This is a genomic window from Trinickia fusca (genome assembly GCF_003628145.1).
Taxonomy (GTDB): Bacteria; Pseudomonadota; Gammaproteobacteria; order Burkholderiales; family Burkholderiaceae; genus Trinickia; species Trinickia fusca.
Window position 1 is genome coordinate 394244 of the sequence record NZ_RBZV01000001.1, and the last position, 25439, is coordinate 419682.

General features: G+C 63.7%; 19 protein-coding genes. 12 read left to right on the forward strand and 7 right to left on the reverse strand.

Annotated features, from left to right (window positions below; translation table 11 throughout):
- Positions 1–111: 111 nt before the first annotated feature.
- From D7S89_RS01705 to D7S89_RS01730, 6 genes are all read left to right on the forward strand, one after another.
- Positions 112–4536, forward strand: coding sequence for a two-partner secretion domain-containing protein (locus D7S89_RS01705; protein ID WP_183085068.1), 4425 nt, complete (start codon positions 112–114; stop codon positions 4534–4536).
- A 283-nt stretch (positions 4537–4819) separates the two neighbouring features.
- A complete protein-coding gene (locus tag D7S89_RS01710; protein WP_121275018.1) occupies positions 4820–7675 on the forward strand; it encodes a 2-oxoglutarate dehydrogenase E1 component in 2856 nt (951 codons plus the stop codon).
- Between the two features lie 134 nt (positions 7676–7809).
- Positions 7810–9072, forward strand: coding sequence for a 2-oxoglutarate dehydrogenase complex dihydrolipoyllysine-residue succinyltransferase (gene odhB / locus D7S89_RS01715; protein WP_121275020.1), 1263 nt, complete (start codon positions 7810–7812; stop codon positions 9070–9072).
- A gap of 95 nt (positions 9073–9167) precedes the next feature.
- The gene (gene lpdA, locus D7S89_RS01720; RefSeq protein WP_121275022.1) at positions 9168–10598 is read left to right on the forward strand and encodes a dihydrolipoyl dehydrogenase; all 1431 of its coding nucleotides are present in this window, start codon (positions 9168–9170) and stop codon (positions 10596–10598) included.
- A gap of 96 nt (positions 10599–10694) precedes the next feature.
- Positions 10695–11792 carry a cell division protein ZapE gene (gene zapE, locus D7S89_RS01725; protein WP_121275024.1) on the forward strand — a complete coding sequence of 366 codons (1098 nt, stop codon included), beginning with the start codon at positions 10695–10697 and terminating at the stop codon, positions 11790–11792.
- A 98-nt stretch (positions 11793–11890) separates the two neighbouring features.
- On the forward strand, positions 11891–12301 hold the full coding sequence (locus tag D7S89_RS01730) for a transposase (protein WP_121275026.1): 411 nt from the start codon (positions 11891–11893) through the stop codon (positions 12299–12301).
- A gap of 121 nt (positions 12302–12422) precedes the next feature.
- Here the strand turns inward: D7S89_RS01730 and D7S89_RS01735 are convergent, their stop codons facing one another.
- On the reverse strand, positions 12423–12935 hold the full coding sequence (locus tag D7S89_RS01735; protein WP_121275028.1) for a DUF2147 domain-containing protein: 513 nt from the start codon (positions 12933–12935) through the stop codon (positions 12423–12425).
- A gap of 253 nt (positions 12936–13188) precedes the next feature.
- On the reverse strand, positions 13189–13908 hold the full coding sequence (locus D7S89_RS01740) for an SDR family oxidoreductase (RefSeq protein WP_121275030.1): 720 nt from the start codon (positions 13906–13908) through the stop codon (positions 13189–13191).
- A gap of 224 nt (positions 13909–14132) precedes the next feature.
- Between D7S89_RS01740 and D7S89_RS01745 the strand changes: the two genes are divergently transcribed.
- A complete protein-coding gene (locus tag D7S89_RS01745; protein ID WP_121275032.1) occupies positions 14133–14879 on the forward strand; it encodes a DUF2968 domain-containing protein in 747 nt (248 codons plus the stop codon).
- Positions 14880–15179: 300 nt separating this feature from the next.
- Here the strand turns inward: D7S89_RS01745 and D7S89_RS01750 are convergent, their stop codons facing one another.
- Positions 15180–15833, reverse strand: coding sequence for a GntR family transcriptional regulator (locus tag D7S89_RS01750; protein WP_121275033.1), 654 nt, complete (start codon positions 15831–15833; stop codon positions 15180–15182).
- A gap of 71 nt (positions 15834–15904) precedes the next feature.
- Here D7S89_RS01750 and D7S89_RS01755 point away from each other — a divergent pair, with 71 nt between their 5' ends.
- A complete protein-coding gene (locus tag D7S89_RS01755; protein ID WP_121275035.1) occupies positions 15905–16228 on the forward strand; it encodes an antibiotic biosynthesis monooxygenase family protein in 324 nt (107 codons plus the stop codon).
- 178 nt (positions 16229–16406) lie between these two features.
- The gene (locus D7S89_RS28220) at positions 16407–16784 is read left to right on the forward strand and encodes a hypothetical protein (protein ID WP_342766885.1); all 378 of its coding nucleotides are present in this window, start codon (positions 16407–16409) and stop codon (positions 16782–16784) included.
- A gap of 46 nt (positions 16785–16830) precedes the next feature.
- On the opposite strand, the gene hfq is transcribed toward D7S89_RS28220, so the two are convergent.
- On the reverse strand, positions 16831–17367 hold the full coding sequence (gene hfq / locus D7S89_RS01765) for an RNA chaperone Hfq (protein ID WP_121275039.1): 537 nt from the start codon (positions 17365–17367) through the stop codon (positions 16831–16833).
- 233 nt (positions 17368–17600) lie between these two features.
- On the opposite strand from hfq, the gene D7S89_RS01770 reads away from it, so the two are divergent.
- Together D7S89_RS01770 and D7S89_RS01775 are read left to right on the forward strand one after the other, a co-directional pair.
- Complete coding sequence (locus D7S89_RS01770) at positions 17601–19178, forward strand: FAD-binding oxidoreductase (RefSeq protein WP_121275996.1); 1578 nt, start codon at positions 17601–17603, stop codon at positions 19176–19178.
- Between the two features lie 49 nt (positions 19179–19227).
- The gene (locus tag D7S89_RS01775) at positions 19228–19635 is read left to right on the forward strand and encodes a hypothetical protein (protein ID WP_147426577.1); all 408 of its coding nucleotides are present in this window, start codon (positions 19228–19230) and stop codon (positions 19633–19635) included.
- A gap of 14 nt (positions 19636–19649) precedes the next feature.
- Here D7S89_RS01775 and D7S89_RS01780 read toward each other — a convergent pair whose 3' ends face one another.
- The 3 genes from D7S89_RS01780 to D7S89_RS01790 form a co-directional block, all read right to left on the reverse strand.
- Positions 19650–22151, reverse strand: coding sequence for an acyl-CoA dehydrogenase (locus D7S89_RS01780; RefSeq protein WP_121275998.1), 2502 nt, complete (start codon positions 22149–22151; stop codon positions 19650–19652).
- Positions 22152–22200: 49 nt separating this feature from the next.
- Positions 22201–23136, reverse strand: a complete 936-nt coding sequence (locus D7S89_RS01785) for a TetR/AcrR family transcriptional regulator (protein WP_245982588.1) — start codon at positions 23134–23136, stop codon at positions 22201–22203.
- Between the two features lie 207 nt (positions 23137–23343).
- Complete coding sequence (locus D7S89_RS01790) at positions 23344–24570, reverse strand: MFS transporter (RefSeq protein ID WP_121275043.1); 1227 nt, start codon at positions 24568–24570, stop codon at positions 23344–23346.
- A gap of 312 nt (positions 24571–24882) precedes the next feature.
- On the opposite strand from D7S89_RS01790, the gene D7S89_RS01795 reads away from it, so the two are divergent.
- Positions 24883–25425, forward strand: coding sequence for a GNAT family N-acetyltransferase (locus D7S89_RS01795; protein WP_121275045.1), 543 nt, complete (start codon positions 24883–24885; stop codon positions 25423–25425).
- The last annotated feature ends 14 nt before the right edge of the window (positions 25426–25439 follow it).

A 25439-nucleotide genomic window follows, 5' to 3' on the forward strand; every position in this document is an offset into this window, starting at 1 on the left:
TGTTTCATTTGACCTATGAAAAATAAACTTATGTCCAGGCACCCGATGAAGCAATGCAGACTTTCTGCGGCGGGAAAGTTTTCCGTTCATGTAGGACTGGCCGTTCTGAGCATGAACCTGGCCCACGCGCAGAACATCGTCTCAGCCGGGCAAGCAACGGTCGGCCAACACAACGGCGTCGACGTAGTCAACATCGTGGCGCCTAACGCCAGCGGCCTGTCCCTCAACCAGTTCAAGCAGTACAACGTGGGGACTCAGGGCGCGGTGCTGAACAACTCGACCGTCGCAGGGCAGTCGCAACTGGCGGGGCAACTGGGCGCGAACGCTCAACTGCGGGGGCAGGCAGCCAGCGTCATCCTCAATCAAGTGGTCGGCAGCAATCCTTCGCTGTTGCTTGGCAAGCAGGAAGTGTTCGGCATGGCGGCAGATTACGTGCTCGCGAATCCGAACGGCATCACCTGCGCAGGCTGCGGCTTCATCAACACGCCGCGTGCTTCGCTGGTGGTGGGGACGCCCGAACTGGCCAATGGGCAAATCAGCAGCTTCGTCGTCGGGGCTCATGGCGGTAGCAATGGCCTGACCGTATCCGGCAGCGTGTCCGGTGCGACCGTGCTCGATCTGATCGCGCCGAAGGTCGACGCCAACGGCATGATCCAGGCTCGCGACAGCGTCAACATCATTGCGGGCCGTCAGCGGGTCGACTATGCCGGACTGGGTCTGCACGACTTGACTGCAGAAGAGCAGAAGGCGAATCAACCCGTTCCCGTACTCGACGGCTCCGTCATCGGCAGCATCGCAGCGGGCACCATCCGCATTCACGCCAGCGATCCGCAAGGCAACACCCGCCTCCAGGCTGACCTGGAGGCGAGCAAAGCGGTGGACGTGCAGGTCGCGGGCAATCTCTCCGTGCAGGGCCAGGTGCAGAGCACCGATGTCGCCTCCGCCCCGGTTTCCAGCTATTCGTGGTGGGATGGGGTGACCCACCGCACGTCCGGCAGCAGCCATACCGAGACATTCACGGCAGCACAAATTCATGGTGACGACGTCAGCCTGACGGCAGGCGGCGCGGTCAATCTGAACGCCGTGAAAATCGACGCGCAAAACGTGCATGTGACCGGCGACAGCGTCGATCTGGGCAACACCGTGACGACCAGTTCCCGCACCAACAGCGACGGTCGCAGCAAATTCCTTTGGAACAATACGACCCAGCAAGACGAGCAGGTCCAGACGTTGTACGGCAACACGTGGCAAGTCGGCCAGAACGTGGACGTTCATGCCACGCATGGGGCGGTCAATGCAGAAGCTGCCACGATCGTCGCGGGCGGTTCGGTGACCATCGACGGCGCTAAAGGCGTGACGCTCGAAGGCGCCACCACGCAAAGCGGGGCGGTCAGCACCAATCGCTATGCCAACGAAACTGCTGCGCTCAAGACCGGCAAGAAGGTGATCAGCGACATGCAGCAGGCGTACCACGCCACGAGCATTCAGGCCGGCCAGGACAGCAGCATCAGCAGCGCGGGGAACGTGAATCTGCTCGGCGCCAAGATCGATGCAGGACAGGTTGCGATCGCGAGCCAGGGCGCCACCACGATCGGCACGCAGACCAGCCAGAACGTGAAAGCACAGGAAGAGGATTTCGTGTACTGGGGCGGCATCGGCGGCGGCGAAACACATGGCACGCAGACCACCGCGACCTCGCTGAACGGCAGTGCGGTTCATGCCCGTAACATCACCGTGAACGGCGACGGCGGCGTGAACGTCACCGGTAGTTCGCTGACGGGCAGTGGCGATCTGACGCTTGCTTCGGCGAACGGCAGCGTCAGCATCGGCCACGGGTTCAACCACGTCGAGACGCTGCAAAACGATCGGCACGGCACGGCGTTCAATATCACCGACAAGAGCCGGACGGTGCAGAGCGAGGCCGATACCACGCTGGCATCGACGGTGTCCGCACAAGGCAACGTGCGCGTGAGCGGTGCCAAAGACATCCAGTTGACGGGCAGCAGCCTTACCGCGGGGCAAGCGCTCGACGTGCATGCCGCCGGCACGGTTCGCAGCGACATCGCCGATGCCCAGACATCCAGCACGACGCAGGATTTCACGCTCGGCGGCACGCCTAATTTCCAGCACAGTGCTTCAGGCGCCGATCTGCAAGTGACGTTGGGTCTCGGGCTGCAAGGCGTCACCCATACCGTGAGCAACACCAGCGGGCAGGTGACCGCGAGCACGCTGACCGCCGGCACGGTGACGCTCCAGGGCGACGAGGCCATCGCGCTCAAAGGCAGCCAGATCACCGCCAAGGCAGGCGACGTGAAACTGACGGGCAAGAACGTGACGCTGGCCGCCGGCGACAGCAAGGCGAGCAGCACCGACGACGACACCAATGTCACGAGCGCAGGCGTGTACGTCAGTGCCACCCTGACCCATGTCGACACCAGCAACCTCCTCGGCACGCTCAGCAACCTCAGCAACATCGGCATCGGCAAGGTCAATGCGGGTGCCCAGGTCGGCACCCAGCAGACCAACGTCCACAATGAGACGCATCAAGCGGTTGGGTCGCGTGTATCGGCAACGGGCAATGTCGTCATGCAAGCCGACCAGACGCTGCGCAATGCGGGGACTGTCGTCAGCACGCCGGGCCAGATCGCGCTGACGGGGCGTGACGTCGTCACCGAGGCGGCGGCCGATGTCGCCACCAACACGGTGGTGAAGGGCAGCGGAGCGGCAACGCTGACGGCGAGCGCGGCGGGCCTTTCCGCGGCGGGATTTGCACCGCCGGTGGACATCGCATTGGGGCTGAGCGGACAAGGTGTCGGCACCACCACGGTCAACAGCACCGCGGTCGTCAGCAGTCTTTCCGGGGGCAAGATCGTCGTCACGGGGCAAAACAGCGTGACCGACTCCGGCACCCAGTATGCCGCGACCGGCGACGTGAGCATTCACGCGCCGACGTATGTCGGCAAGGCGGCTGAAAACACGCAGGTCACGACCACCCATAGCGGCAGCGCGGGCGTGAACGCCGATATGGCGACCGCCACGTTTCAAGACTGGAACCTGCAGGCGGGGGCCAACGGTGCGTACGCGTATCAGCAAACCGGCAAGGGTCAGGCCGTGTTAGGCAACATCAAGGGGCAAAACGTCGACATCCAGGCCGACAACACGCTTTCGTCGGCGATGAACATCGCCGCGGCCGACCGTGTCAGCTTGACCGCGGGACAGGACGTCACGATTGCCCAGGCCGATAACCGCCAATGGCAGACGCAGGGTGGGTTCAATGCCGGCGGCAGCTTGGGTGCCACCGTTATTCCTGCTGCCGGGGTCATCACGCCTTCGTCTTTTGGGATCAACGCCGGGGTGAACTATCTCGCCAGCCAAGACAGCCAAGCGGTGGCCGCGAGCATTTCCGGTCAGCGCGTCTCGGTGGTGGGCGGCCATTCCGCCGTCGCGCAGGGCGCCAACGTGAAAGCCGGCGATTTCTCCATGCAGGCCGACAACGTGACATTCGACGCCGCTTATGACCACCATGTTGCGTTTGGCGTCAACGCGGACGGCAACGTGGCGGCCAGCCTCGCTCCTGTCGGTAACGGAGGCACGGCGTTGCACGGCGGTGGGTTGGGCGGCAACCTGGGCGTGGTCAGCGAAAATGCTTCCCAGGGGCATGGGGGCAGCATCGTGGCCGAGAACGTGCGCTTGAGCGGCAACAGCCTGGGCGATGGGCTGCGGACGGTCGGCACGAACATCGACGCCAACACCCTGACACTTGCCAACCAGTCCGGCAACGTTTCGGTCATGGCCGTCGCGAGCGACACCCATAAGGGCAACTGGAGCGTGGGCGGCAACGTGAAAGCCGCGCTGGGCGACAAGAACTCCGTGAACGTGGGGGCTGACGGTCGCCTTGCCATCGACGTGGAGAACAGCACCGCTTATCAATCGGGGCAGCTCAATGTCAAGAACGTCAGTGTCGCGGCAGGCCAGGATGTCGCCTTGCAGACCGGCTTGAAGGCCGATGCATTGAATGTCCAGGCAGGCGGCAACGTCTCCGTGTCATCCGCTCAAAACCGGACGAGCACTGTCCAGCTCGATCTCGGCGCCAGTGCGCAAGACGCGGTGATTCCCACCGACAAGACGAGCGCGAGCGATTTCGTCAAAGCCGTCGGCAGCGATGTGCAAAAGGGGGGGCTTGCTGCGCTCAAGCCCAGCGCCAACGTGAATCTGCACTTCGATGATTCCGTGAAAACCCAGGTCAACACCGTTCACGCTGGGAGCATCAATGTGAACGCGGGAGGGGGGCAGGTGACCGTCAGCGGGGCGAACGTCAGTGGCGATAGTGGCAGCTTTGGCTCCGCTGCGGTCACGACGACGAGCAACCACGACTATGTTCACCACGTGGATTTCAGCGGCTCGGTGTCGGCTATTCCCAGCGCTCCGGCTGGCGGCCAGCCTGCCAATGGCAGTCCGTTCCCGTGGCCGGTCAGCACCAGCCACCAGGTGACCTGGACGGACAGTGAGGTCAACGCTTCGGTGAACGTGAAATAGCCTGCTGAATAGTTGTCTGGTCGATTGCCCGGGGCCGGTGTGCTCCGGGCAATTCGTCTAATTTATGCAGGCGCGCATTAGCGATCTGTGGCGGCTGTACCACTTATCCGGCGTGCAATTGCGGGGGCTAGACTATTCGTTCTGTGCTATGCTCCCGTTGCAAAGTTTTAGGTCCTTCCAAGCAAGACTTGATTCGCGCAATCCGCTAAACGGTCAGGCCGTGTCGCGGAAGGTTGAGTAACCCGCTATTTCTCGAGAAACTCGAAGAAAGGTGAGCGTAAACATGATGAAGCAATTCCAGCTGAACTCGTATCTGTTCGGCGGCAATGCTCCGTACGTTGAAGAACTGTACGAGCAGTATCTGGACAACCCCGCATCGGTGCCGGACAACTGGCGCGAGTATTTCGACGCGCTGCAAAACGTTCCCGCCACGGACGGCTCGGCCGTCAGCGACGTAGCCCACGGCCCGATCGTCGAATCGTTCGCGCAGCGCGCCAAGGCCAATGCCTTCATCCCGCGTGAAGCCGGTGAAAACCTCGGCACCGCGCGCAAGCAAGTCCACGTCCAGTCCCTGATCGGCGCGTATCGCTTTCTCGGCTCGCAATGGGCCAATCTGGACCCGCTGAAGCGTCGCGAACGTCCCGCCATTCCCGAACTCGAACCTGCGTTCTACGACTTCACCGAAGCCGATATGGACCAGACGTTCAGCGCCAGCAACCTGTACTTCGGGTTCGAGCAGGCTTCGCTGCGCGATATCGTCAAGGGTCTGCGCGACACGTACTGCGGCACGATCGGCGCCGAGTTCATGTACGTCAGCGATCCCGAGCAAAAGCGCTGGTGGCAGGAGCGGCTCGAATCGGTCCGCGCCACGCCGAACTTCACGGCTGACAAGAAGAAACACATTCTGAACCGCTTGACGGCCTCCGAAGGCCTCGAGCGCTATCTGCACACCCGTTACGTCGGCCAGAAGCGCTTCTCGCTCGAAGGCGGCGAAAGCTTCATCGCGGCGATGGACGAAGTCGTGCGCCACGGCGGCGCCAAGGGCGTGCAGGAAATCGTCATCGGCATGGCTCACCGTGGCCGTCTGAACGTGCTCGTGAACACGCTCGGCAAGATGCCGGGCGATCTGTTCGCCGAATTCGAAGGCAAGCATGTCGACGACCTGCCGGCCGGCGACGTGAAGTACCACAAGGGCTTCTCGTCCGACGTCGCGACCGAAGGCGGTCCGGTGCACCTGTCGCTCGCGTTCAACCCGTCGCACCTCGAAATCGTGAACCCGGTCGTCGAAGGCTCGGCGAAGGCCCGTATGGACCGCCGCGGCGACGATCTCGGCACGCAAGTGCTGCCGGTGCAGATTCACGGCGACGCCGCGTTCGCGGGTCAGGGCGTCGTGATGGAAACGCTGAACCTCGCGCAAACGCGCGGCTACGGCACGCACGGCACGCTGCACATCGTCATCAACAACCAGATCGGCTTTACCACGTCCGACCCGCGCGACATGCGCTCGACGCTGTACTGCTCGGACGTCGTCAAGATGATCGAGGCGCCCGTGCTGCACGTGAACGGCGACGATCCCGAAGCCGTGGTGCTCGCGACGCAGCTCGCGATCGACTTCCGGATGCAGTTCCACAAGGATGTCGTGATCGACATCGTCTGCTTCCGTAAGCTCGGCCACAACGAGCAGGACACGCCGGCTGTCACGCAGCCGCTGATGTACAAGAAGATCGCCCAGCATCCGGGCACGCGTGCGCTGTACGCGGAAAAGCTCGTGCAGCAAGGCGTGATCACGGCCGAAGACGCGGAAGGCTACGTCAAGGCCTATCGTCAGGCGATGGACGCGGGCCAGCACACCGTCGATCCGGTGCTCTCGAACTACAAGAGCAAGTACGCGGTCGACTGGGTGCCGTTCCTGAACCGCAAGTGGACGGACGCGGCCGACACGGCTGTGCCGCTGGCCGAACTGAAGCGCCTCGGCGAACGCATCACGACGATTCCCGAAAGCTTCAAGGTGCACCCGCTCGTCGAGCGCGTCATCAACGACCGCCGTGCGATGGCGCGCGGCGATGCGCCGCTCGACTGGGGCATGGGCGAGCACCTCGCATTCGCCTCGCTCGTCGCGTCGGGCTATGCCGTGCGTCTGACGGGCCAGGATTCGGGCCGCGGCACGTTCACGCACCGTCACGCCGTGCTGCACGATCAGAATCGTGAGCGCTGGAACGACGGCACCTATATCCCGCTGCAAAACGTGGCGGAAGGTCAGGCCAAGTTTACGGTGATCGACTCGGTGCTGTCCGAAGAAGCCGTGCTGGGTTTCGAATACGGCTACTCGACGGCCGAGCCGAACACGTTCGTGGCCTGGGAAGCGCAATTCGGCGACTTCGTGAACGGCGCGCAAGTCGTGATCGACCAGTTCATCTCGTCGGGCGAAGTCAAGTGGGGCCGCGTCTCGGGTCTCACGATGCTGCTGCCGCACGGCTACGAAGGCCAGGGTCCCGAGCACTCGTCGGCGCGCATCGAGCGTTTCCTGCAATTGTGCGGCGAGCACAACATGCAGGTCGTGCAGCCGACGACGCCCGCGCAGATCTTCCATCTGCTGCGTCGCCAGATGATCCGCCTGTTCCGCAAGCCGCTCATCGTCTTCACGCCGAAGTCGCTGCTGCGTCACAAGGAAGCCGTGTCGGATCTGTCGGAACTCGCGAAGGGCTCGTTCCAGCCGGTGCTGGGCGAAGTCGACGAGACGATCGACGCGAAGAAGGTCAAGCGCGTGCTCGCCTGCTCGGGCCGTGTGTACTACGACCTCGTCGCGCATCGCCGCGAAGCGAAGGCGAACGATGTTGCGATCGTGCGTATCGAGCAGCTGTATCCGTTCGCGCACAAGCAGTTCGAAACCGAGCTGAAGAAGTACGAGAACGCGACGGAAGTGGTCTGGGTGCAAGACGAACCGCAAAACCAAGGTCCGTGGTTCTACATCGAACACCACCTGAAGGAAGGCATGAAGGAAGGGCAGAAACTCGCTTACAGCGGACGTCCGGCTTCGGCCTCGCCTGCGGTCGGCTACTACGCGAAGCACTACGAGCAGCAGAAGGCGCTGATCGAAGGCGCGTTCGGCCGGTTGAAGAGCGGTTCGATTGCGAAATAACTAGATGACGAACCGGGAGGGCGCAGGCAAGCGTCTTCCCGTGCCGCCCGCCGCGCGTGACGCATAAGCCGCGCGAGCATCGATACGGCACACACGGTTCGCAACCACCCAAGATACGAGTTTAGGAAAATCAAATGGCTATTGTAGAAGTCAAGGTTCCGGTCTTTTCGGAGTCGGTTTCGGAAGGCACGATGCTGCAGTGGAAGAAGAAGCCCGGCGAAGCAGTCTCGCAGGACGAAACGCTGATCGAAATCGAAACCGATAAGGTCGTGCTCGAAGTGCCGGCCCCGGCATCGGGCGTGCTGGCTGAAGTCGTCGTGGCCGACGGCGAAATCGTGATCTCCGAGCAACTCATCGCCAAGATCGACACGGAAGCGAAGGCTGGCGCCGCTGCACCGGCCGCCGCGGCTGCCGCTCCGGCCGCTGCGCCTGCCGCTGCTGCACCGGCTGCCGCCGCTGCGGCAACGGCAAACGTCGCCGCTTCGCCGGCAGCGACCAAGCTGATGGCCGAGAAGAGCCTGTCGGCCGATCAGGTCGCAGGTACGGGCCGCGATGGCCGTATCACGAAGGGCGACGTGCTGGGCGCGGGCGCACCGAAGGCACCCGCTGCCGCGCCGGCCGCTGCACCGGCTCGCGCTGCGAAGCCGTCGCTGCCCGACGTCAAGGCACCGGCATCGGCCGACACGTGGCTCAACAACCGCCCCGAGCAGCGTGTGCCGATGTCGCGTCTGCGTGCGCGTATCGCCGAGCGTCTGCTCGAGTCGCAACAAACGAACGCGATCCTGACCACGTTCAACGAAGTGAACATGGCGCCGGTGATGGATCTGCGCAACAAGTACAAGGACAAGTTCGAGAAGGAACATGGCGTGAAGCTCGGCTTCATGTCGTTCTTCGTGAAGGCGGCCGTGCATGCGCTGAAGAAGTTCCCGCTCGTGAACGCATCGATCGACGGTAACGACATCGTCTATCACGGCTACTTCGACATCGGTATCGCTGTCGGTTCGCCGCGTGGCCTCGTCGTGCCGATCCTGCGCAACGCCGATCAGATGAGCCTTGCCGACATCGAGAAGAAGATCGCCGAATTCGGTCAGAAGGCCAAGGACGGCAAGCTGTCGATCGACGAAATGACGGGCGGTACGTTCTCGATCTCGAACGGCGGTGTGTTCGGCTCGATGCTGTCGACGCCGATCATCAACCCGCCGCAATCGGCGATCCTCGGCGTGCACGCGACGAAGGAGCGTCCGGTCGTCGAGAACGGTCAGATCGTGATTCGCCCGATCAACTACCTCGCGCTGTCGTACGACCACCGCATCATCGACGGCCGCGAAGCCGTGCTGTCGCTGGTCGCGATGAAGGATGCGCTCGAGGACCCGGCGCGTCTGCTGCTCGATCTGTAATTCCCCTTGCGCCCGCGAGGGCGCATCAGCCTTGATTGCAATCGCAGCGCCGCGCGGCATGGCCCGCGCGCCGCTGCGTTCTCGGAAGGATAGTCATGTCCCAAGAATTTGACGTCGTCGTGATCGGCGCCGGCCCCGGTGGCTACATTGCCGCGATTCGTGCCGCGCAGCTCGGCAAGACCGTCGCCTGTATCGAAAAGTGGAAGAACCCGGCCGGCGCGCTGAAGCTCGGCGGTACCTGCCTGAACGTCGGCTGCATTCCGTCGAAGGCGCTGCTGGCGTCGTCGGAAGAGTTCGAAAACGCGTCGCACCACCTGGCCGATCACGGCATTTCGGTCAGCGACGTGAAGATCGATGTGGCGAAGATGCTGGGTCGCAAGGACGCGATCGTCGAAAAGATGACGGGCGGCATCGAATTCCTGTTCAAGAAGAACAAGATCACGTGGCTCAAGGGTCACGGCAAGTTCACCGGCAAGACCGATGCCGGCGTGCAGATCGAAGTGAGCGGCGAAGGCGAGACCGAAGTCGTGACCGCGCGTAACGTGATCATCGCGACGGGCTCGAAGGCGCGTCATCTGCCGAACGTGCCGGTCGACAACAAGATCGTCGCCGACAACGAAGGCGCGCTGACGTTCGAGTCGGTGCCGAAGAAGCTGGCCGTCATCGGCGCCGGCGTGATCGGCCTCGAGCTCGGCTCGGTGTGGCGTCGTCTCGGCGCGCAAGTGACGGTGCTCGAAGCGCTGCCGCAATTCCTCGGGGCTGCGGACGAAGGTCTGGCCAAGGAAGCGGCCAAGCAGTTCAAGAAGCAGGGCCTCGACATTCATCTGGGCGTGAGCATCGGTGAAGTGAAGACGACCGCGAACGGCGTCACGATCGCTTACACCGACAAGGATGGCAACGCGCAGACGCTCGAAGCCGATCGCCTGATCGTCTCGGTCGGTCGCGTGCCGAACACCGATAACCTCGGTCTCGAGTCGATCGGCCTGAAGGCGAACGAGCGCGGCTTCATCGACGTCGACGATCACTGCCGCACGAGCGTGCCGAACGTCTACGCGATCGGCGACGTCGTGCGTGGCCCGATGCTCGCGCACAAGGCCGAGGACGAAGGCGTGCTGGTGGCTGAAATCATCGACGGCCAGAAGCCGCACATCGACTACAACTGCATTCCTTGGGTCATCTACACCGAACCCGAGATCGCATGGGTCGGCAAGACGGAGCAGCAGCTGAAGGCCGAAGGCCGCGAGATCAAGAAGGGCCAGTTCCCGTTCTCGATCAACGGCCGTGCGCTCGGCGTGGGCAAGACCGACGGCTTCGTGAAGATGATCGCCGATGCCAAGACCGACGAACTGCTCGGCGTGCACGTGATCTCGGCGAACGCGTCGGATCTGATCGCCGAAGCGGTCGTGGCGATGGAGTTCAAGGCGGCGTCGGAAGACCTCGGCCGTATCTGCCATCCGCACCCGTCGCTGTCCGAAGTGATGCGCGAAGCGGCGCTCGACGTCGACAAGCGCTCGCTCAACAAGTAACACGCGCGTGCCGGCCTCGAAATGGGCTGGCCCCGAGCGTGACGCCGAAGGCGGGCGGGGCATGTCCCGTCCGCCTTCGCTTTTTGTATTGGCACGATGAACGTCATCGAATACTACGAAAACGAGCTGAAGACCCGCGGCTATCAGTCCGACGACGCACAGCGCGCCGCCGTCGATCGGCTGCAGCGTTGCTACGCCGAGTGGGTTGCCTACAAGGCACGACGTTCGAACGCGCTGCGCAAGCTCATCGTGCACCCCGAACTGCCGCGTGGCGTTTATCTTTGGGGCGGAGTGGGGCGCGGCAAGAGCTTCCTGATGGACAGCTTCTATGCCGTGGTGCCCGTGCAACGCAAGACGCGCCTGCATTTTCACGAATTCATGCGCGAGGTGCATCGGGAGCTCGAGGAGCTCAAAGGGCGGGCCGATCCGCTCGACGAGCTCGCGCGCCGCATCGCGAAGCGCTACCGGCTCATCTGCTTCGACGAATTCCACGTGTCCGATATCGCGGACGCGATGATTCTTTATCGACTGCTCAACGCGCTATTTGCGAACGGCGTGCAGTTCGTGATGACCTCCAATTACGAGCCCGGCACGCTGTATCCGGACGGGCTGCACCGCGATCGCGTGCTGCCGGCGATCGAGCTCGTGAAGGCCAAGCTCGACGTACTCAACGTCGACGCGGGCATCGACTATCGGCGGCGTACGCTGGCGCAGGTTGCCGCCTACCACACGCCGCTCGGCGCACAGGCCGATCATGCCCTGCGCGAAGCGTATGCGAGCCTGGCGGCCGTGCCGGACGAAAGCCCTTTGCTCCATATCGAGAAGCGCGAACTGAAGGCGCTGCGCCGCGCCGACGGCATCGTGTGGTTCGATTTCGCGACGCTATGTGGCGGCCCGCGCTCGCAGAACGATTATCTCGAACTGGCAAGCCGTTTCCATACGGTGATCCTGTCCGACGTGCCGCAGATGTCGCCGCGTATGGCATCCGAGGCGCGGCGTTTCACCTGGCTCGTCGACGTCTTCTACGACCACAAGGTCAAGCTGTTGATGTCGGCTGCCGTGCCGGCCGAACAGTTGTATGTCGAAGGGCCGATGGCCAACGAATTCAGCCGCACGGTCTCGCGGATCATCGAAATGCAGTCGCAGGAATACCTCGAGGCGCCGCGCAGGATCGTCGACACGTCGCTGACTTGATCGCCACCCCGTCCGCGGCAACATAATCGGATTATTCTGATATCCGCCGAAGGGGCAGGGGCATATCGTGCTTTCCTCATTCTGACGAAGGAGGCGCCATGACCCCGTACCGTGATATCACCGACGAACAATGGCAGTGCGTCGGGTCGCTGTTTCCTGAGCTGCAGCCGCGCGCGCAGTCGCGTGGGCGTCCTTTGACCGACACGCGAGCCGTCCTCAACGGCGTGCTGTGGGTGATCTATAGCGGCGCGGCATGGTCGTCGATGCCGCGCCGCTACCCGTCGTATCAAACATGCCATCGGCGCTTCAAGGGTTGGCACGCCTCAGGCGTATTCAAGGAAGTGCTCAGGCAGTTGTACGGCGAGGGCGCCAATGCATTGAGCGACTCGATCAAGCTGCGGATGCGGATGAAGACGGAGCCGATCAGCGGCATGCCGCCCATGCCTGCATTCGTGAGCGTCGATGCGCCGATGCTGGCTTATCTCGCTTCTCTGCGGCAGGCGGCTTGACGACGCCGGCCTCGTGCACGATCGATAGCCAACAATAAAAACGGCCGGCGTTGTGGCGCCGGCCGTTTGCGTATACAAGCGCGATCTGCGTGACGACAATCGTCACGCACCGGAAGATGGGTCAGTTCTTGGCTTGAGCCGCGTCGTCTGCCTCACGAATCCACGTTTGCGAGCGGCCGAGCAGTGAAACCCCGATGTAGCCGCGCACGATGAGCTTGTTGCCACCGTCTTCGAGGTGCATCTTGCATTTGTAGACCTTGCCGTTCTCGGGGTCGAGGATGTTGCCGTCGTCCCATGTGTCGCCGTCCTGCTTCATGCTCTTGATGATCGTCATGCCGAGCATCGGTTGATCCTTGCGCTCGTCCGTGCATGCGGTGCAGAGGCGGCCAGGTTTCTCGTTCGGATTCAGGCCCTTGACGACCTTGCCGCTCAGCGTACCGTCGCTGTCTTGCGTAATCCGTACCAGCGCCTTGGGCTGATGAGTGCTGTCGTCGATCGTTTTCCACGTGCCCACGGGCGTGCTCGTGCCCTGGGCGAACGCCATGGCTGCGCCGGCGAACAAGGCGCCAGCCAGTGCTGCGCGTTTTGCGGCGGTGAGCGCCATCGTCCTGGCGCGTTGCGAGAAGTGCGTCATGTCATCCTCCTTGGAAGAAACCGTCTGTCGTTTACGTTCGTTGCGCAGTGGCGTGTTGGCTGGCACGCGCCGCGTCTTTTAGGAATAAAGTCAGGATAAGCGCGAATATGGAACCAACGGTTGATAGTGGAAGCTCTAATCAGACGCACCCACGGTCACGGGTTCAAACGAGCCGATCTGAGGGCATCAAAGCAGGGCGTCAAAGCATCGCCGCGCATTGTAATCGTTAGGCGTACAGATCGGCATGGGCCGACTACGCGCGGCCGCCAAGACTGCCGCCGCCGTCGACGGCCAAGACTTGGCCAGTCATGTAGCTGGCCTCGCCTGATAGAAGGAAACACACGACTGCGGCCACTTCATGTGGGGTGCCCAGGCGCTGCATCGGGATCGTATCGAGCACTTTGCGCTCTGCATCGCTACCAACCGGCCGCGTCTTGCGAAACAGCTCGGTTTCGATCGGGCCGGGTGCCACGGCATTCACCGTGATGCCGTACTCGGCCAGTTCCAATGCCCACGTTCGCGTGCAGCCGACCAGCGCGCTCTTCGCGGCCGAATAGGCCGTCCGGTCGACGCTGCCGAATATCGCGCGGCTGCAGATATTGACGATGCGGCCATCACGGCGCTGCTTCATCGCATCCACGAAGTGTTGGGTGATCTGGATCGCCGCCCGCACGTTCAAATCGAACACACTCTGTAGCGAAGACAAGTCGATCTTGCCCAGCGGCTCAGGCAATGCGATGCCGGCATTGTTGACGATGCCGGCGATGTCGTACTGTTCGCTGATGCGTCGGGTGACCTCGGCCGTCTGGTCGAGGTCGGAAAGGTCGCATGCCAGCAGTGTTCCTGGAAACGCCACCCCCTCGACGTGTCGAGCGATACCCACGACCTGGTGTCCGCTGTTGCTCAGTGCGGCACTGATCGCATGGCCGATGCCACGTGATGCGCCGGTAACGAGGAAAGTGCGGGAATTCATGAGACTCGGTTCACCCTCAAAGGCCGTCCAGGTTCGCCACTATAGAGATCTTCCGCCCTCGCGACCACCTCTCCGGTCGTCAGCTCCTACTCGAAAAAATGCCCCGTGACCAGAGGTTAGAAGAGGAGCCCGAAGCACGCGAAACTGAGTAATAATGTCGCGCTTGAGACAGTCGTCTCAGAAATAGAATCAGTCGCTAGAACTACTCGCGCAGGAAATAGAACATGAGCCACATTTCGCGTATGCGGGGGACCGCGCTTGCAGCGCTAGTCATGATCGGGGGAATCGGGGGCGCGTATGCGCAAACCGTTGCGGATAGCGCTTCGAACGCCGCCGCACCGCTAGGCGCCGCATCGGCGCCGGCCGTCGTGGCTCCGGTGGCCGAAGCCGCACCGCTGGTACCGGCGGCTGGCGACCAAACGGCCATGCCCGCTGCGCCGGCCGACACGAAAGAGGCAGAAGGGAACGTCGCCGAGCTTCAAAGCATGATTCACGGCAACGAGCTCACCGAGCTGCGTACCGCCTACAACGGGACCTATGGCGCGAGCCTGCTGCTGTACGGTAAGGAGATGACGTACTACGTCGTGCTGTTCCAGCAGAAGAACTTCTGGCGTGTGATCAAGACGCAGGATCAAGGGCGTGCCGAAGCGGTCTATGCCGACTTCGTGCACAAGAGCGCGCAACTGGCCGACATCGAACTGCGCCGCGCGAAGCTGGCCGCGCAGAAGGCCTACACCGAGCGCTTGATCGCACTGACGCAGGAGCATGCCGATCGCTTGCAGGCGGACCTGAATGTGGCGCGTCAACAACAGGCAGCGGTGGCAGCGCGTCAGAAACAGGCTCGCGACGAAGCAGCCGCACTCGCGACGCAGAAGCAGGCGGCGCAGGACCAACTGCGTGAGCTGCAGCGTCAAGTGCATCAGCTTCAGCGCGAGACGGAGCAGGGGCTGCCGCGCCGCCATACGCACTGACCTCGTAGGGCATTCACCACGACAAGCGCCGCGCGCAGCCTCTGCTGGCCTGCGGCGTTGTCTTCCTCCCGGTGCGGGCGATCGCCGCACCGTGTCCACCGTTTTCCCTCGTTCCCGCGCTGCTTCAGCTGAGCTGTACGACTCAGCCGTCGAGTCATCTGCGTCCCCCACGGCGGGCATGTTGCGCATAGACGACGGTCTACCTGGCTGCGGGCGTTGCGCGGCACCAACACGCGCGCTGTTTGCGTCGCGTCAGATCGTTGCTCGGGCGATAGCCAGACCGGGGCAGCTGTCTTCTATCTAGCGCGGCGTCAGCGCCTGAGTCACCACCTTTCCGACGATGCGCTTGGCCGTCGCCAGATGCGTAACCGTCATCGATTTGGCGAGCCGCGCGTCGCGTTCACGACACGCCTTCAAAATGCTCGCGTGCTCGTGCTGGAACGCGGGCGTATCGGCTAGAAGCGTCGCTTGCAGGCGCTCGTAGCGCTCGACCTGGGCGCGCAAATCGCGAATCGCATTCAGTTGCCGTAGGTTGCCGCACGGCGCATACAGCAGCTCGTGGAACTCGCGGTTCAGCGCGCCTTGCTTTTCCTGTGTCTCGGCCTTGCCGAGCAGGCGATGCACGAGGCTCGCCCGCACCAGCGTTTCCTCGTCCATGCGCTTGACGGCCTGAAAGATCGCATCGCCTTCGAGCAGCATGCGCAGGCTGTAGATCTCGTCGACGTCGGCCAGGGTCAGCGTACGCACGACGGCGCCTCGATTGGGATGAATCGCGATGAGGCCTTGCGCCTCGAGCTTGCGCAACGCTTCGCGTAGCGGAATGCGGCTCACGGCGAAACGCTCGGCCAGTTCGCGCTCGACGAGCCTGGCGCCGTCGCTCAGGGTGCCGGATGCAATCCATTGACGCAGTTCGGCGGCGATGCCGTCGGCCGTCGAGTCGATTCGTTCTTGCATGTTCGCTAACCTGCTCAAGTCTTTGTGATTTGGCATAATGGTATACCAAACTACCAAATGGAGGCTCAGCCATGACGATTGCCAAGACCAAAACTCCCCCTTACTACGCGGTCATTTTCACGTCGATCCGCACGCCAGGCGACAACGGCTACGACAAGATGTCGGAGGCAATGTCGGAGTCGGCTGCGAAGCAACCGGGCTTCCTGGGCGTCGAGTCGGCGCGCGAGGACGTCGGTATCACGGTGTCGTACTGGGAGAGCCTCGAGGCGATTGCCGCCTGGAAAGCCAATGCGGCACATCAAATGGCGCAGAAGCTCGGCCGCGAACGCTGGTATCAGGAATACAAGACGCGTATTTGCAAGGTCGAGCGCGAATACGATTTTTCGAAGCAGTGAGCGCATGGCATCGTCGCGTCGCGCGGCGATGGCGATGCCTGCTCTTTATGCCAAGGCCGCTACGTCGTCGTTCTGCGCCGCGGTTTTGGCATTCTCAACAGACATCTTGTCGGGTGCATCGAGCCGCGTACCGCATCGGACGCTTTCTCCCATGAAGAAACTGCCCACGTGCTTGTAATTGGTGCAAGGCACATCGGAGCCGGCCGGTGCTGGCGTTTTGTCTGATTTTTGCCGCGAAGCCTTGTTTTCTATGTGTTTTGAATATGAAGAGCGCCGCTGGCACCGAACTTGCGGACGGTTTAGAGGCTTCTCTTTATGGAATTACGGCATGTCAATTCATCAGACGGAACGTGCGTGCGGCGGGCTCGCCCTGCATCTTGTCGATGCGGATCTCGATCATCTGGAGCGAGTGATATCGCGCCCGGCGAACCGCATGCTGACCGCGCAGTACTGGCGCCGCCGCGTGCTGTCGATGCAACATCAGTTCGAATTGACGCACGAACAGGGCGCGCGTGCCGAAGCCATTCTTCAGCGGCTCGACGATTGCGCCGCCTAATGTGGCCCCATGGTGAGCGGCGCATCGTGCGATGCGCCGCGCCGTTTTACTCTTCCTGACCGCCCGATTCGTTGCTGCCCGATTCGTTGCTGCCCGGTACGGGGCTGTACGGCCGGCGGCGGCGCGTGACGACGACGGGCCCGTCCGTCGTGCGCTCGGGGGCGGCTGGTGCGCCGTACGATTCACGCGGCTCACGGGGTTCGCGAGCCTCGCGCGGGCCGGAGTAGTCACGCGGGCCGGAGTACTCGCGGGGGCCAGAGTGCTCACGCGGGCCGGAGTGTTCACGCGGTTCACGCGGGCCAGCGCCTTCGCGCGGACCGTGGCGCTCGCCGTAGCCGCCCGTGCGCGGGCCACGCGGGCCGCCGGGGCGGGTGCCCGTATCGATCTGGATCGTCGAAATGGCGCGCTTGTAGATGCCTTGCAGCCCGACGGGCGTGCGCAACATCACCAGATACTGATCGAACGATTCGATGCATCCCGTCAAGCGAATGCCGTTGACGAGGTAGATTTCGACGCGCTTGCGCTCTTTGCGCGCGGCGTTCATGAAGTCGTTTTGCGGATGCGATTCTGCGGGATTCGGCATTGCAAGGATGGCAGCGGTGGCTGCTCCAAGGTTGGTTGGTGGTGCGCGGGACGATGCGCGTGTCTTGGGCGGGATTTTACCCCGCGTGCGCTGGACGTGTATGCGTTTAGCCCACGTTCACTATACTCGCTCGCGAAAATGGCGCCATTGGCGACTATGATTCGATCGAGCGCGCGCGATATGCGCGCCGCTTGCCGCGTGGGCGGCAAGCCTCGCACACGGGGGCCACCGCGATGACCGACGCAGCCCTGCCTGTTCCTGATGCGCGTCTGCGCAAGGCGCTGGACGAGTGCGCGACGATCGTGGGTGCCGCGAACGTCGTCACCTCGGCCGAGCGCCTGGCCGACTACGCCGATCCGTTTACTCCCGCGCCCGCCGCCGCGTCGTTTTTCGCGTCCGCAGCCGTGCTGCCCGATTCGGTCGAGCAGATTCGCGAGGTGCTGCGCGTGGCGCGCGCCTACCGCATGCCGATCTGGCCCGTTTCGACGGGCCGTAACTTCGCCTACGGCGGCGGCGCGCCACGTCTGTCCGGTTCGGTCGTGCTCGATCTGAAGCGGATGAAGCGGGTACTCGAAGTCGATGAAACGCACGCTTATGCGCTCGTCGAGCCCGGCGTCACCTACTTCGATCTCTATGCGCACCTGCGCGAGCGCGGCGCGAAGCTGTGGATCGATCCGCCCGCGGCCGGGTGGGGCAGCGTCGTCGGCAATACGCTCGAGCGCGGCTTCGGCTACACGCCCTACGGCGATCATGCGGCCATGCAGTGCGGCATGGAGGTCGTGCTCGCGAACGGCGACGTCGTGCGCACGGGCATGGGCGGCATCGAGATCGGCCACACGTGGCAGCTTTTCAAGCCCGGCTTCGGTCCCTCGTACGACGCGATGTTCATGCAGTCGAATTTCGGCATCGTCACGAAGCTCGGCCTCTGGCTGATGCCGCAGCCGAGTGCCTATCTGCTCGCCCATGCGCGCTTTTTGCGCGAGGCCGACCTCGAGGCCATCGTCGAGATTCTTCGGCCGCTCAAGCTCGACGAGACGATCCGCAACCACGCCGTGATCGAAGGCGCAGTGCGCCACGCGGCCGGTCTGTCGTCGCGCAGCGATTGGTATGACGGCCAGGGCCCGATGCCCGAGGCCGCCATCGAGGCGATGATCGCGCGGCTCGGCATCGGTCGATGGAACCTGCATTTCGGCCTTTACGGTGAGCCCGAACTCAACGATGCGCGCTATGCGATCGTCTCGCGCGCCTTCTCGCGCGTGCATGGGATGTCGATCGAAGCCAAGCGCTATGCCGGCGACGAAGTGCCGAGCGGCGGCGAGGATCGCAATCTTGGGGGCGTGCCGGCGATGAGTGCGTTTCGCATGCTCGATTGGGTCGGGGGCAGTGGCGCGCATGTCGATTTCTCGCCGATCTGTCCGTTCACGGGGCGTGACGCGATGCGCCAGTACACGATGGCCAAGGCGCGCATGGCCGAATATGGCTTCGACTACTACGGCGGCTTCACAGCCGGCACGCGCCATCTGCACCATATCGTTGCGGCCATCTTCGACCGCAGCCGGCCCGGGCAGGTCGATGCGGCCAGCGATCTCCTACGCGTGCTGATGAGCGATGCGCGCGCGGCCGGATACGGCGAATACCGCGCGCACCTCGCGTACATGGATTTCGCGGCTGCGCAGTACGACTTCAATGAAGGCGCGCTGCTGCGCTTGTCGGAGCAAATCAAGGACGCGCTCGATCCGCAGGGCATTCTTGCGCCCGGCAAATCGGGCATCTGGCCCAAGGCCTGGCGCTCGGCGCGCGGTTACACCTGACGTGGAGCATACCCATGGCTGCGGCGAACGAGAGGGCATGGCGATGGACGTGAGCCGACGCAGATTCCTGGCGGGGGCGGTGCATCTGGCTACCGGCAGCGTGCTGGCTCTGCCGTTCGCCGGCGTATGGGGGGAGAGGCGCGTAAGCGCGGGCGATGCGGCGATATTGCTCGTCGATCGCGCGCTGCCCGCCAGCTGCGCCTGGGCCGAGCAAGCCGTGCGTCACGCGACGTACATCGCCGAGATCGTCGAAATCGGCGATGACGTCGGCATGCTGTGGCATGTGCGGCTCGTGGGCACGCGGGAGCCGCTGATCGGTGTCCTGCGTCCCGCTGATGGGTTCGTGCTGCGCGGCCTTGCCTCGAGCGCAGGACGTACGGTCCGTGCTCTGCCGATGCGTGCGGCACGTGCGGTCGTCGTGCGCATCGGCGCGCGGCCCGGGGAGCCGAGCGGATAGCGGCTGACGGTCGATCAGGCGGCAGGCTCGGCCGCCTGCATCGGCGCAGTATTGGGCGCACCGGCAGGCGCGTCGGATGGACCGAGGTCGGGCGAAAAATCGTCGACCTTCACGAGTAGCGCGCCATCGTGCGCGAACGCGGCCAGCACCTCGCGCTCGCTCGCGTCGATGAGTCCGAGCGTCGTGGCTTGCTCTGCCCATGCCGCCAGCTCGGCCAAGCTTTGCGGTATCGGTGCGATACGTGTCTCGCGCACGGCCTCGCGGACCTTCGCCTCGATCGCAGCCAGGCGCGGCACGAGCGCGAGCAGCCGCTCGCCGAGACCGATCGGGTCGTCTTCGCCTACCGGGACATACGAATCGGCCAGCAGGCGTTCGCGCGCAGGCGAGGGCGTTTGCAGCAGTTCGGCGACCTCGCTCGCGAGCGCATCGGCCGGCGCATGCCATGGCATCCCGAACGGGAATGCGAGCACGCGCAGGCATGCTGCCGCAAAGCGGTTCGGGTAGTTCGCGAAGAGCCCTTCGAGCGCGCTGCGTGCCGCATCGAACGCATCCTCGACGCCCCATCTCACGAGCGGCAGGTCTTCACGGTGCGCACCATCGTCTTCGAAACGCTTGAGCGTTGCCGAGATCAGCGCGAGTTGCGAGAGCACATCGCCGAGCCGCGCGGACAGCCGTTCACGGCGTTTCAGCGCACCGCCGAGCAGCAGCATCGAACAGTCGGCGATCAGCGCGAACGCCACGCTCAATCGGGTGGCGGCGCGATAGTAAGGCGCGAGCGCCGCGTTCGCGAGCGTGGGCTTGGCGATGAAGCGGCCGCCCGTGATTGCGTGCAGGAAGCTGCGCAGCGCATTGCCGGCGATGAAGGCCATGTGCTTGAACAGCGCGTCGTCGAATGCGGCAAGCGCCTGGGCCGGGTCGGTCTCGCGGGCCGCAGCCATTTCCGTCAGCAAATACGGATGACAGCGGATCGAGCCCTGGCCGAATACGATCAGCGAACGCGTGAGGATGTTGGCGCCCTCGACGGTGATCGAAATCGGCAACTGTTCATAAGCCCGCCCAAGGAAATTCGATGGCCCGAGGCAAATGCCCTTGCCGCCGAGCACGTCCATGCCGTCGTTGACCACCCGTCGCGCACGTTCAGTGACGTGGTACTTCGCGATGGCCGACAGCACGGCCGGCTTTTCGCCCAGATCGACGGCCTGCGCACTCAAGCGCCGCATCGCGTCCATGACGTACAGGTGACCGCCCATGCGCGCGAGCGGCTCATGGATGCCCTCGAACTTGCCGATCGGTACTTTGAACTGGCGCCGCAGCGCAGCATAGGCGCTCGTGCCGCGCACGGCCGTCTTGGCCATGCCGACGCTCGAGGACGGCAGCGAGATCGCGCGGCCCGCGGCCAGGCATTCCATCAGCATGCGCCAGCCTTTGCCGACTTGCGCGGGGCCACCGATGACCCAATCGATCGGGATGAACACGTCGTTGCCCGAGTTCGGGCCGTTCTGGAAGACGGCATTAAGCGGCCAATGCCGGCGCCCGATGTTCACACCCGGGTGCGACGTCGGAATCAAGGCGCAGGTGATGCCCGGCTCCGGGTCGCCACCGAGCAAGCGTTCGGGATCGCGTGCTCGAAACGCGAGCCCGAGCACCGTCGCGATCGGCCCAAGCGTGATGTAGCGCTTGTCCCACGTGACGCGAAAGCCGAGCGTTTCGCGTCCTTCGAACGTGCCTCGGCAGGCGATGCCGACATCGGGAAGCGCGGCGGCGTCGGAGCCCGCATAGGGGCTCGTCAGGGCAAAGCACGGGATTTCGTCGCCACGCGCGAGCCGCGGCAGGTAGTAAGCCTTTTGCGCGTCGGTGCCGTAGTGCAACAGTAATTCGGCGGGGCCCAGCGAGTTCGGCACCATGACGGAAACTGTGGCGGCCGACGAACGCGAGGCGAGCTTCATGACGACCTGCGAATGGGCATAGGCGCTGAACGCTTTGCCGCCGTAGCGCTTGTCGATGATCATGCCGAGAAAGCCGCGCTCTTTCACGTACCGCCACGCTTGCGGCGAGAGATCCTGCCAGTGCGTGGCCGTTTCCCATTCGTCAGCGAGATCGGCGAGGCGGGCGCAGTCTTCAGCGACGAACGCGGATTCCTCGGCGCTCAACGTCGGCGCGCCATGCGCGAGCAGCGTGTCCCAGCTTGGGCGGCCGGAGAACAGTTGCGCTTCCCACCACACCGTACCCGCTTCGATCGCATCGCGCTCGGTCGTCGATATCTCGGGCAGCGCGCGGCGAAATGCGGTCAGCGCAGGCCCGGATACCCAGCGGCGCCGCAGCGGCCTCACCGCGCAAATGCATGCCGGCACAAGCAGCACGAGCGCCAGCAACACGCTGGCAACGGGGCCCGCTGCGCCCGTCGTGACGGCCGCGACCCACCAGAGCGACAGCACCATGAGCCATGCGTATGCGACCGCTTCGCGCAGGACCAGCACCGCGCCGGCGACGACAAGGACCACCACGAGCCATCCCATGACCGTTCCTCCTTGCATCGTCAGGCGCGGCGCGTGGCGCCGCATGCCGTCAAAGCACGGGGCGTGATGCCTCTTGCAACTGCGATGCCTGCGGCGCTTGCGACAGCGGCAACGCGTTGCGTGCGCTCCCATGTGCTTGAGCCGCCTCGCGTTCCGCCTCGGGCTGCGGCGGGCGCACTTCGTCGGCGCCGACCGGGTTTGCCGCGGCGGCGTCCAGCGTTTGACCGTTGAGCGAGCCGCATGCCGTAATACCGGCGGCGGCATCGTGGGCGTCGGCCGAGTCGCTTGCATCGCCGAGCACCGCTGCGAACGCGGCCAGTTGCGCCGTATCGGGCATGGGTGCTTTGAGCGCGGCGACCATCAGCGAGGCGAGGCGCGCGATCAGTTGCAGATCGGTGATCGACTGGCCTTGCGCGAATTCGGCGATGAGGTTGTCGGTGTCGGTGCCCGCCAGCACGCCCGAGAGTGCGCCGATCGCGAAGTGCAGACGCCATCCGAGTTCCTCGCGCGGCAGATGCGGCAAGGCGCGCTGAAACGCATCGAAGAAGCGCTCGGACACGGATGCGTAGTGGGCGTTCAGGAAATCGTGAATGAACGCGGAAGGGTCCGTATACGCTCGGCCCAGCAGCCGCAGGAACGCGCGGCCGCCTGCGCGCGGATCGCGTGACAGCCGCAGCGCCGGAATGAACATGGCGCCGAGCACGTGCTCGCACGTGAGCCGTTCACCAAGGTGGGCATCGAAGCGCTCGAGCAGCTTCAAGCGCTCTTCGTTGAGTTTGTCGAGCCGCCGCGACAGCATCGCGTGGATCAGTGCTTCCTTGCTGCCGAAGTGGTAATTGACCGCAGCGAGATTGACGTCGGCCCGCGACGTGATCTGCCGCAGCGACATCGCTTCGTAGCCGCATTCGATGAAGATGTCTTCGGCGGCGTCGAGTATGCGTGCCTTTGTATCGCCGGTTCCCCGGCTCGATGTGCGAACTGCCATGTGCGCCTCCCATGCCGGTTACCCGGCCGCGAACAAGCGATTCAACTCGGTGATTGAAACTTATAGTTTGTGGCTGGGTAGAACGATAAAAACGACAGCGTACCGCAGCAAGCGTTGTTTATCGATGGACTCCTCTAGTCGCGTATGCGGCTTCGATCAGGCATCGCAGCCGCATACCGAACAATAGCAACAGACGCGCGCGTCTGCTCAGGCCGTCGTCGAGATCTCTTCGGCCGAGCGTGTCATGTCGATGCCGCGACGCTCACGGCCGAACAGGATGAGGATCGCGATGACGACCGACGCCGTACCGCAGACGACGGCCAGCGCGAGCGCGTAGTTGTTGTCGTGGCTCGCCGCGAACGAGGCCTGCGTCGTCGCGTTGACCGATGCGATGAGATTGCCGAGTTGATAGACGAAGCCCGGGAACGTCGCGCGAATTTCGTCGGGCGAGATCTCGTTCAGATAGACAGGAACGACCCCCCATGCGCCTTGCACGGAAATCTGCATGAGGAAGGCGCCGAGCGCGAGCAAGACCGCGCCGCTCGAGAATGCCCACAGCGGCAGCACCGGCAAGGCGATGAGCGCTGCGATGCAGATGGCACGCCGCCGGCCGATGCGTTCCGAGATCGTGCCGAAGAACAGGCCGCCGAGGATCGCGCCGATGTTCAGCGTGATCGTGATCAGCGACACGGTATGCGGATCGAAGTGATGCTGTTCGCGCAGGAACGTCGGATAGAGGTCTTGTGTGCCGTGTGAGAAAAAGTTGAAGGCCGTCATCAGGATGATCGCGTAGATCGACAGCGTCCAGTTTTTCTGCAAGGTGGCGAGCAACCCGGGCCGAGCCTGCCGCCGTTGTTCCATCGTCTTCCAGGCCGGCGATTCGGGCACGCTTCTGCGGATGTACAGCACGAGCAGCGCGGGGACGACGCCGACGAAGAACATGCCGCGCCAGCCGACGTACTGGTACAGCACGCCGAACACGATCGAGGCGAGCAGATAGCCGCTCGGGTAGCCGGCTTGCAGCAGGCCGGAGACCGAGCCGCGTGCGCGGGCCGGGATGGTCTCCATCGTCAGGGCCGAGCCCACCCCCCATTCGCCGCCCATCGCGATGCCGAACAGGGCGCGCAGCACGAGCAGCGTGAACAGGTTCGGTGCCAAGCCCGACAGCAGTTCGAGCACCGAATAGCAAGCGATGTTGACCATCAGCGTCGGGCGCCGACCGAATTTGTCGGCCAGCCGACCGAACAGCAACGCGCCGACGGGACGCATGGCGAGCGTCAGCGTGAGCGCGAACGCCACTTCGGGAATCTTCGTGTGGAATTCGGTGGCAATATCCTTGAACACGAAGACCATCAAAAAGAAATCGAACGCATCGAGCGTCCAGCCCAGATAGGCGGCGATCGTTACGTTCCTTTGTTCGCTGGTCCATTTCATTTTGTAATTCTCCTGTCTCCGTCACGTTCCACATCGGCGAAACACCAGGCCGGTGCGGGCACCCCGAGGGTAGGCAAAATTGAGTGTAGGCGCACTCTAAGCCGACGCGTGGCATGACGCGGGTGCATCCGTAGTAATCCCTAGCCACTACATGACGGACGACACAGGGGCGTCGGTGTATAACCGTCAGAAAATCGAAAGCTCGAGCCGATGAAACGTCCGTTTCGTCATGAAAATGTAATGCGCGGATCAGGACGGCTCTCCGACGTTTCATGTTTAATTAACCGCTTTGTTCCCACGCGATTCATCACCATGCCTTCCGTCGCTTCCATGTTGCCTGCGCTCGATACGCCGCGTCTGTTACTGCGCCAGCGTAAGCTCGACGATCTCGAGGCGTGTCTCGCGATGGACCGCGACCCCGAAGTCACGCGCTACATCGCAGGGCCGTGGCACGATCCTGTCGCGCATCGCCAGTTCGTCGAGCACCGTATCGTGCGTGCTTATCCGCCGGGGCTCGGTTACTGGAGCATCCGCGAAGCGAGCGCGCCCGATCGCTTCCTCGGCTGGGTGCTGTTGATTCCCGATCACGGCGCCGGCCCCGAAGTCGAGATCGGCTGGCGGCTCGTACGCGATGCGTGGGGGCGAGGCATCGCCAGCGAAGCGGCCCAGGCGCTCGTGCGGCATGCGTTCGACACGGTTCGGCTGCCGCGGGTCGTGGCCGATATTCAGGCGGCCAATACGGCGTCGCTGCGCATCGCGCAAAAGCTCGGCATGCGGTTCGTCGGCCACGTCGATAGCGACGGAGCCCCCTACGACCGCTACCGGCTCGAGCGCGACGACTTGCGGGCAGGCTGAAGACGTAGCCGGCT

Bases quoted from the DNA above. Each gene is read 5' to 3' on its own strand.
- D7S89_RS01705 (WP_183085068.1), top strand. From the start codon at position 112: ATGAACCTGGCCCACGCGCAGAACATCGTCTCAGCCGGGCAAGCAACG.
- D7S89_RS01710 (WP_121275018.1), top strand. From the start codon at position 4,820: ATGATGAAGCAATTCCAGCTGAACTCGTATCTGTTCGGCGGCAATGCT.
- odhB (WP_121275020.1), top strand. From the start codon at position 7,810: ATGGCTATTGTAGAAGTCAAGGTTCCGGTCTTTTCGGAGTCGGTTTCG.
- lpdA (WP_121275022.1), top strand. From the start codon at position 9,168: ATGTCCCAAGAATTTGACGTCGTCGTGATCGGCGCCGGCCCCGGTGGC.
- zapE (WP_121275024.1), top strand. From the start codon at position 10,695: ATGAACGTCATCGAATACTACGAAAACGAGCTGAAGACCCGCGGCTAT.
- D7S89_RS01730 (WP_121275026.1), top strand. From the start codon at position 11,891: ATGACCCCGTACCGTGATATCACCGACGAACAATGGCAGTGCGTCGGG.
- D7S89_RS01735 (WP_121275028.1), bottom strand. From the start codon at position 12,935: ATGACGCACTTCTCGCAACGCGCCAGGACGATGGCGCTCACCGCCGCA.
- D7S89_RS01740 (WP_121275030.1), bottom strand. From the start codon at position 13,908: ATGAATTCCCGCACTTTCCTCGTTACCGGCGCATCACGTGGCATCGGC.
- D7S89_RS01745 (WP_121275032.1), top strand. From the start codon at position 14,133: ATGAGCCACATTTCGCGTATGCGGGGGACCGCGCTTGCAGCGCTAGTC.
- D7S89_RS01750 (WP_121275033.1), bottom strand. From the start codon at position 15,833: ATGCAAGAACGAATCGACTCGACGGCCGACGGCATCGCCGCCGAACTG.
- D7S89_RS01755 (WP_121275035.1), top strand. From the start codon at position 15,905: ATGACGATTGCCAAGACCAAAACTCCCCCTTACTACGCGGTCATTTTC.
- hfq (WP_121275039.1), bottom strand. From the start codon at position 17,367: ATGCCGAATCCCGCAGAATCGCATCCGCAAAACGACTTCATGAACGCC.
- D7S89_RS01770 (WP_121275996.1), top strand. From the start codon at position 17,601: ATGACCGACGCAGCCCTGCCTGTTCCTGATGCGCGTCTGCGCAAGGCG.
- D7S89_RS01780 (WP_121275998.1), bottom strand. From the start codon at position 22,151: ATGGGATGGCTCGTGGTGGTCCTTGTCGTCGCCGGCGCGGTGCTGGTC.
- D7S89_RS01785 (WP_245982588.1), bottom strand. From the start codon at position 23,136: ATGGCAGTTCGCACATCGAGCCGGGGAACCGGCGATACAAAGGCACGC.
- D7S89_RS01790 (WP_121275043.1), bottom strand. From the start codon at position 24,570: ATGAAATGGACCAGCGAACAAAGGAACGTAACGATCGCCGCCTATCTG.
- D7S89_RS01795 (WP_121275045.1), top strand. From the start codon at position 24,883: ATGCCTTCCGTCGCTTCCATGTTGCCTGCGCTCGATACGCCGCGTCTG.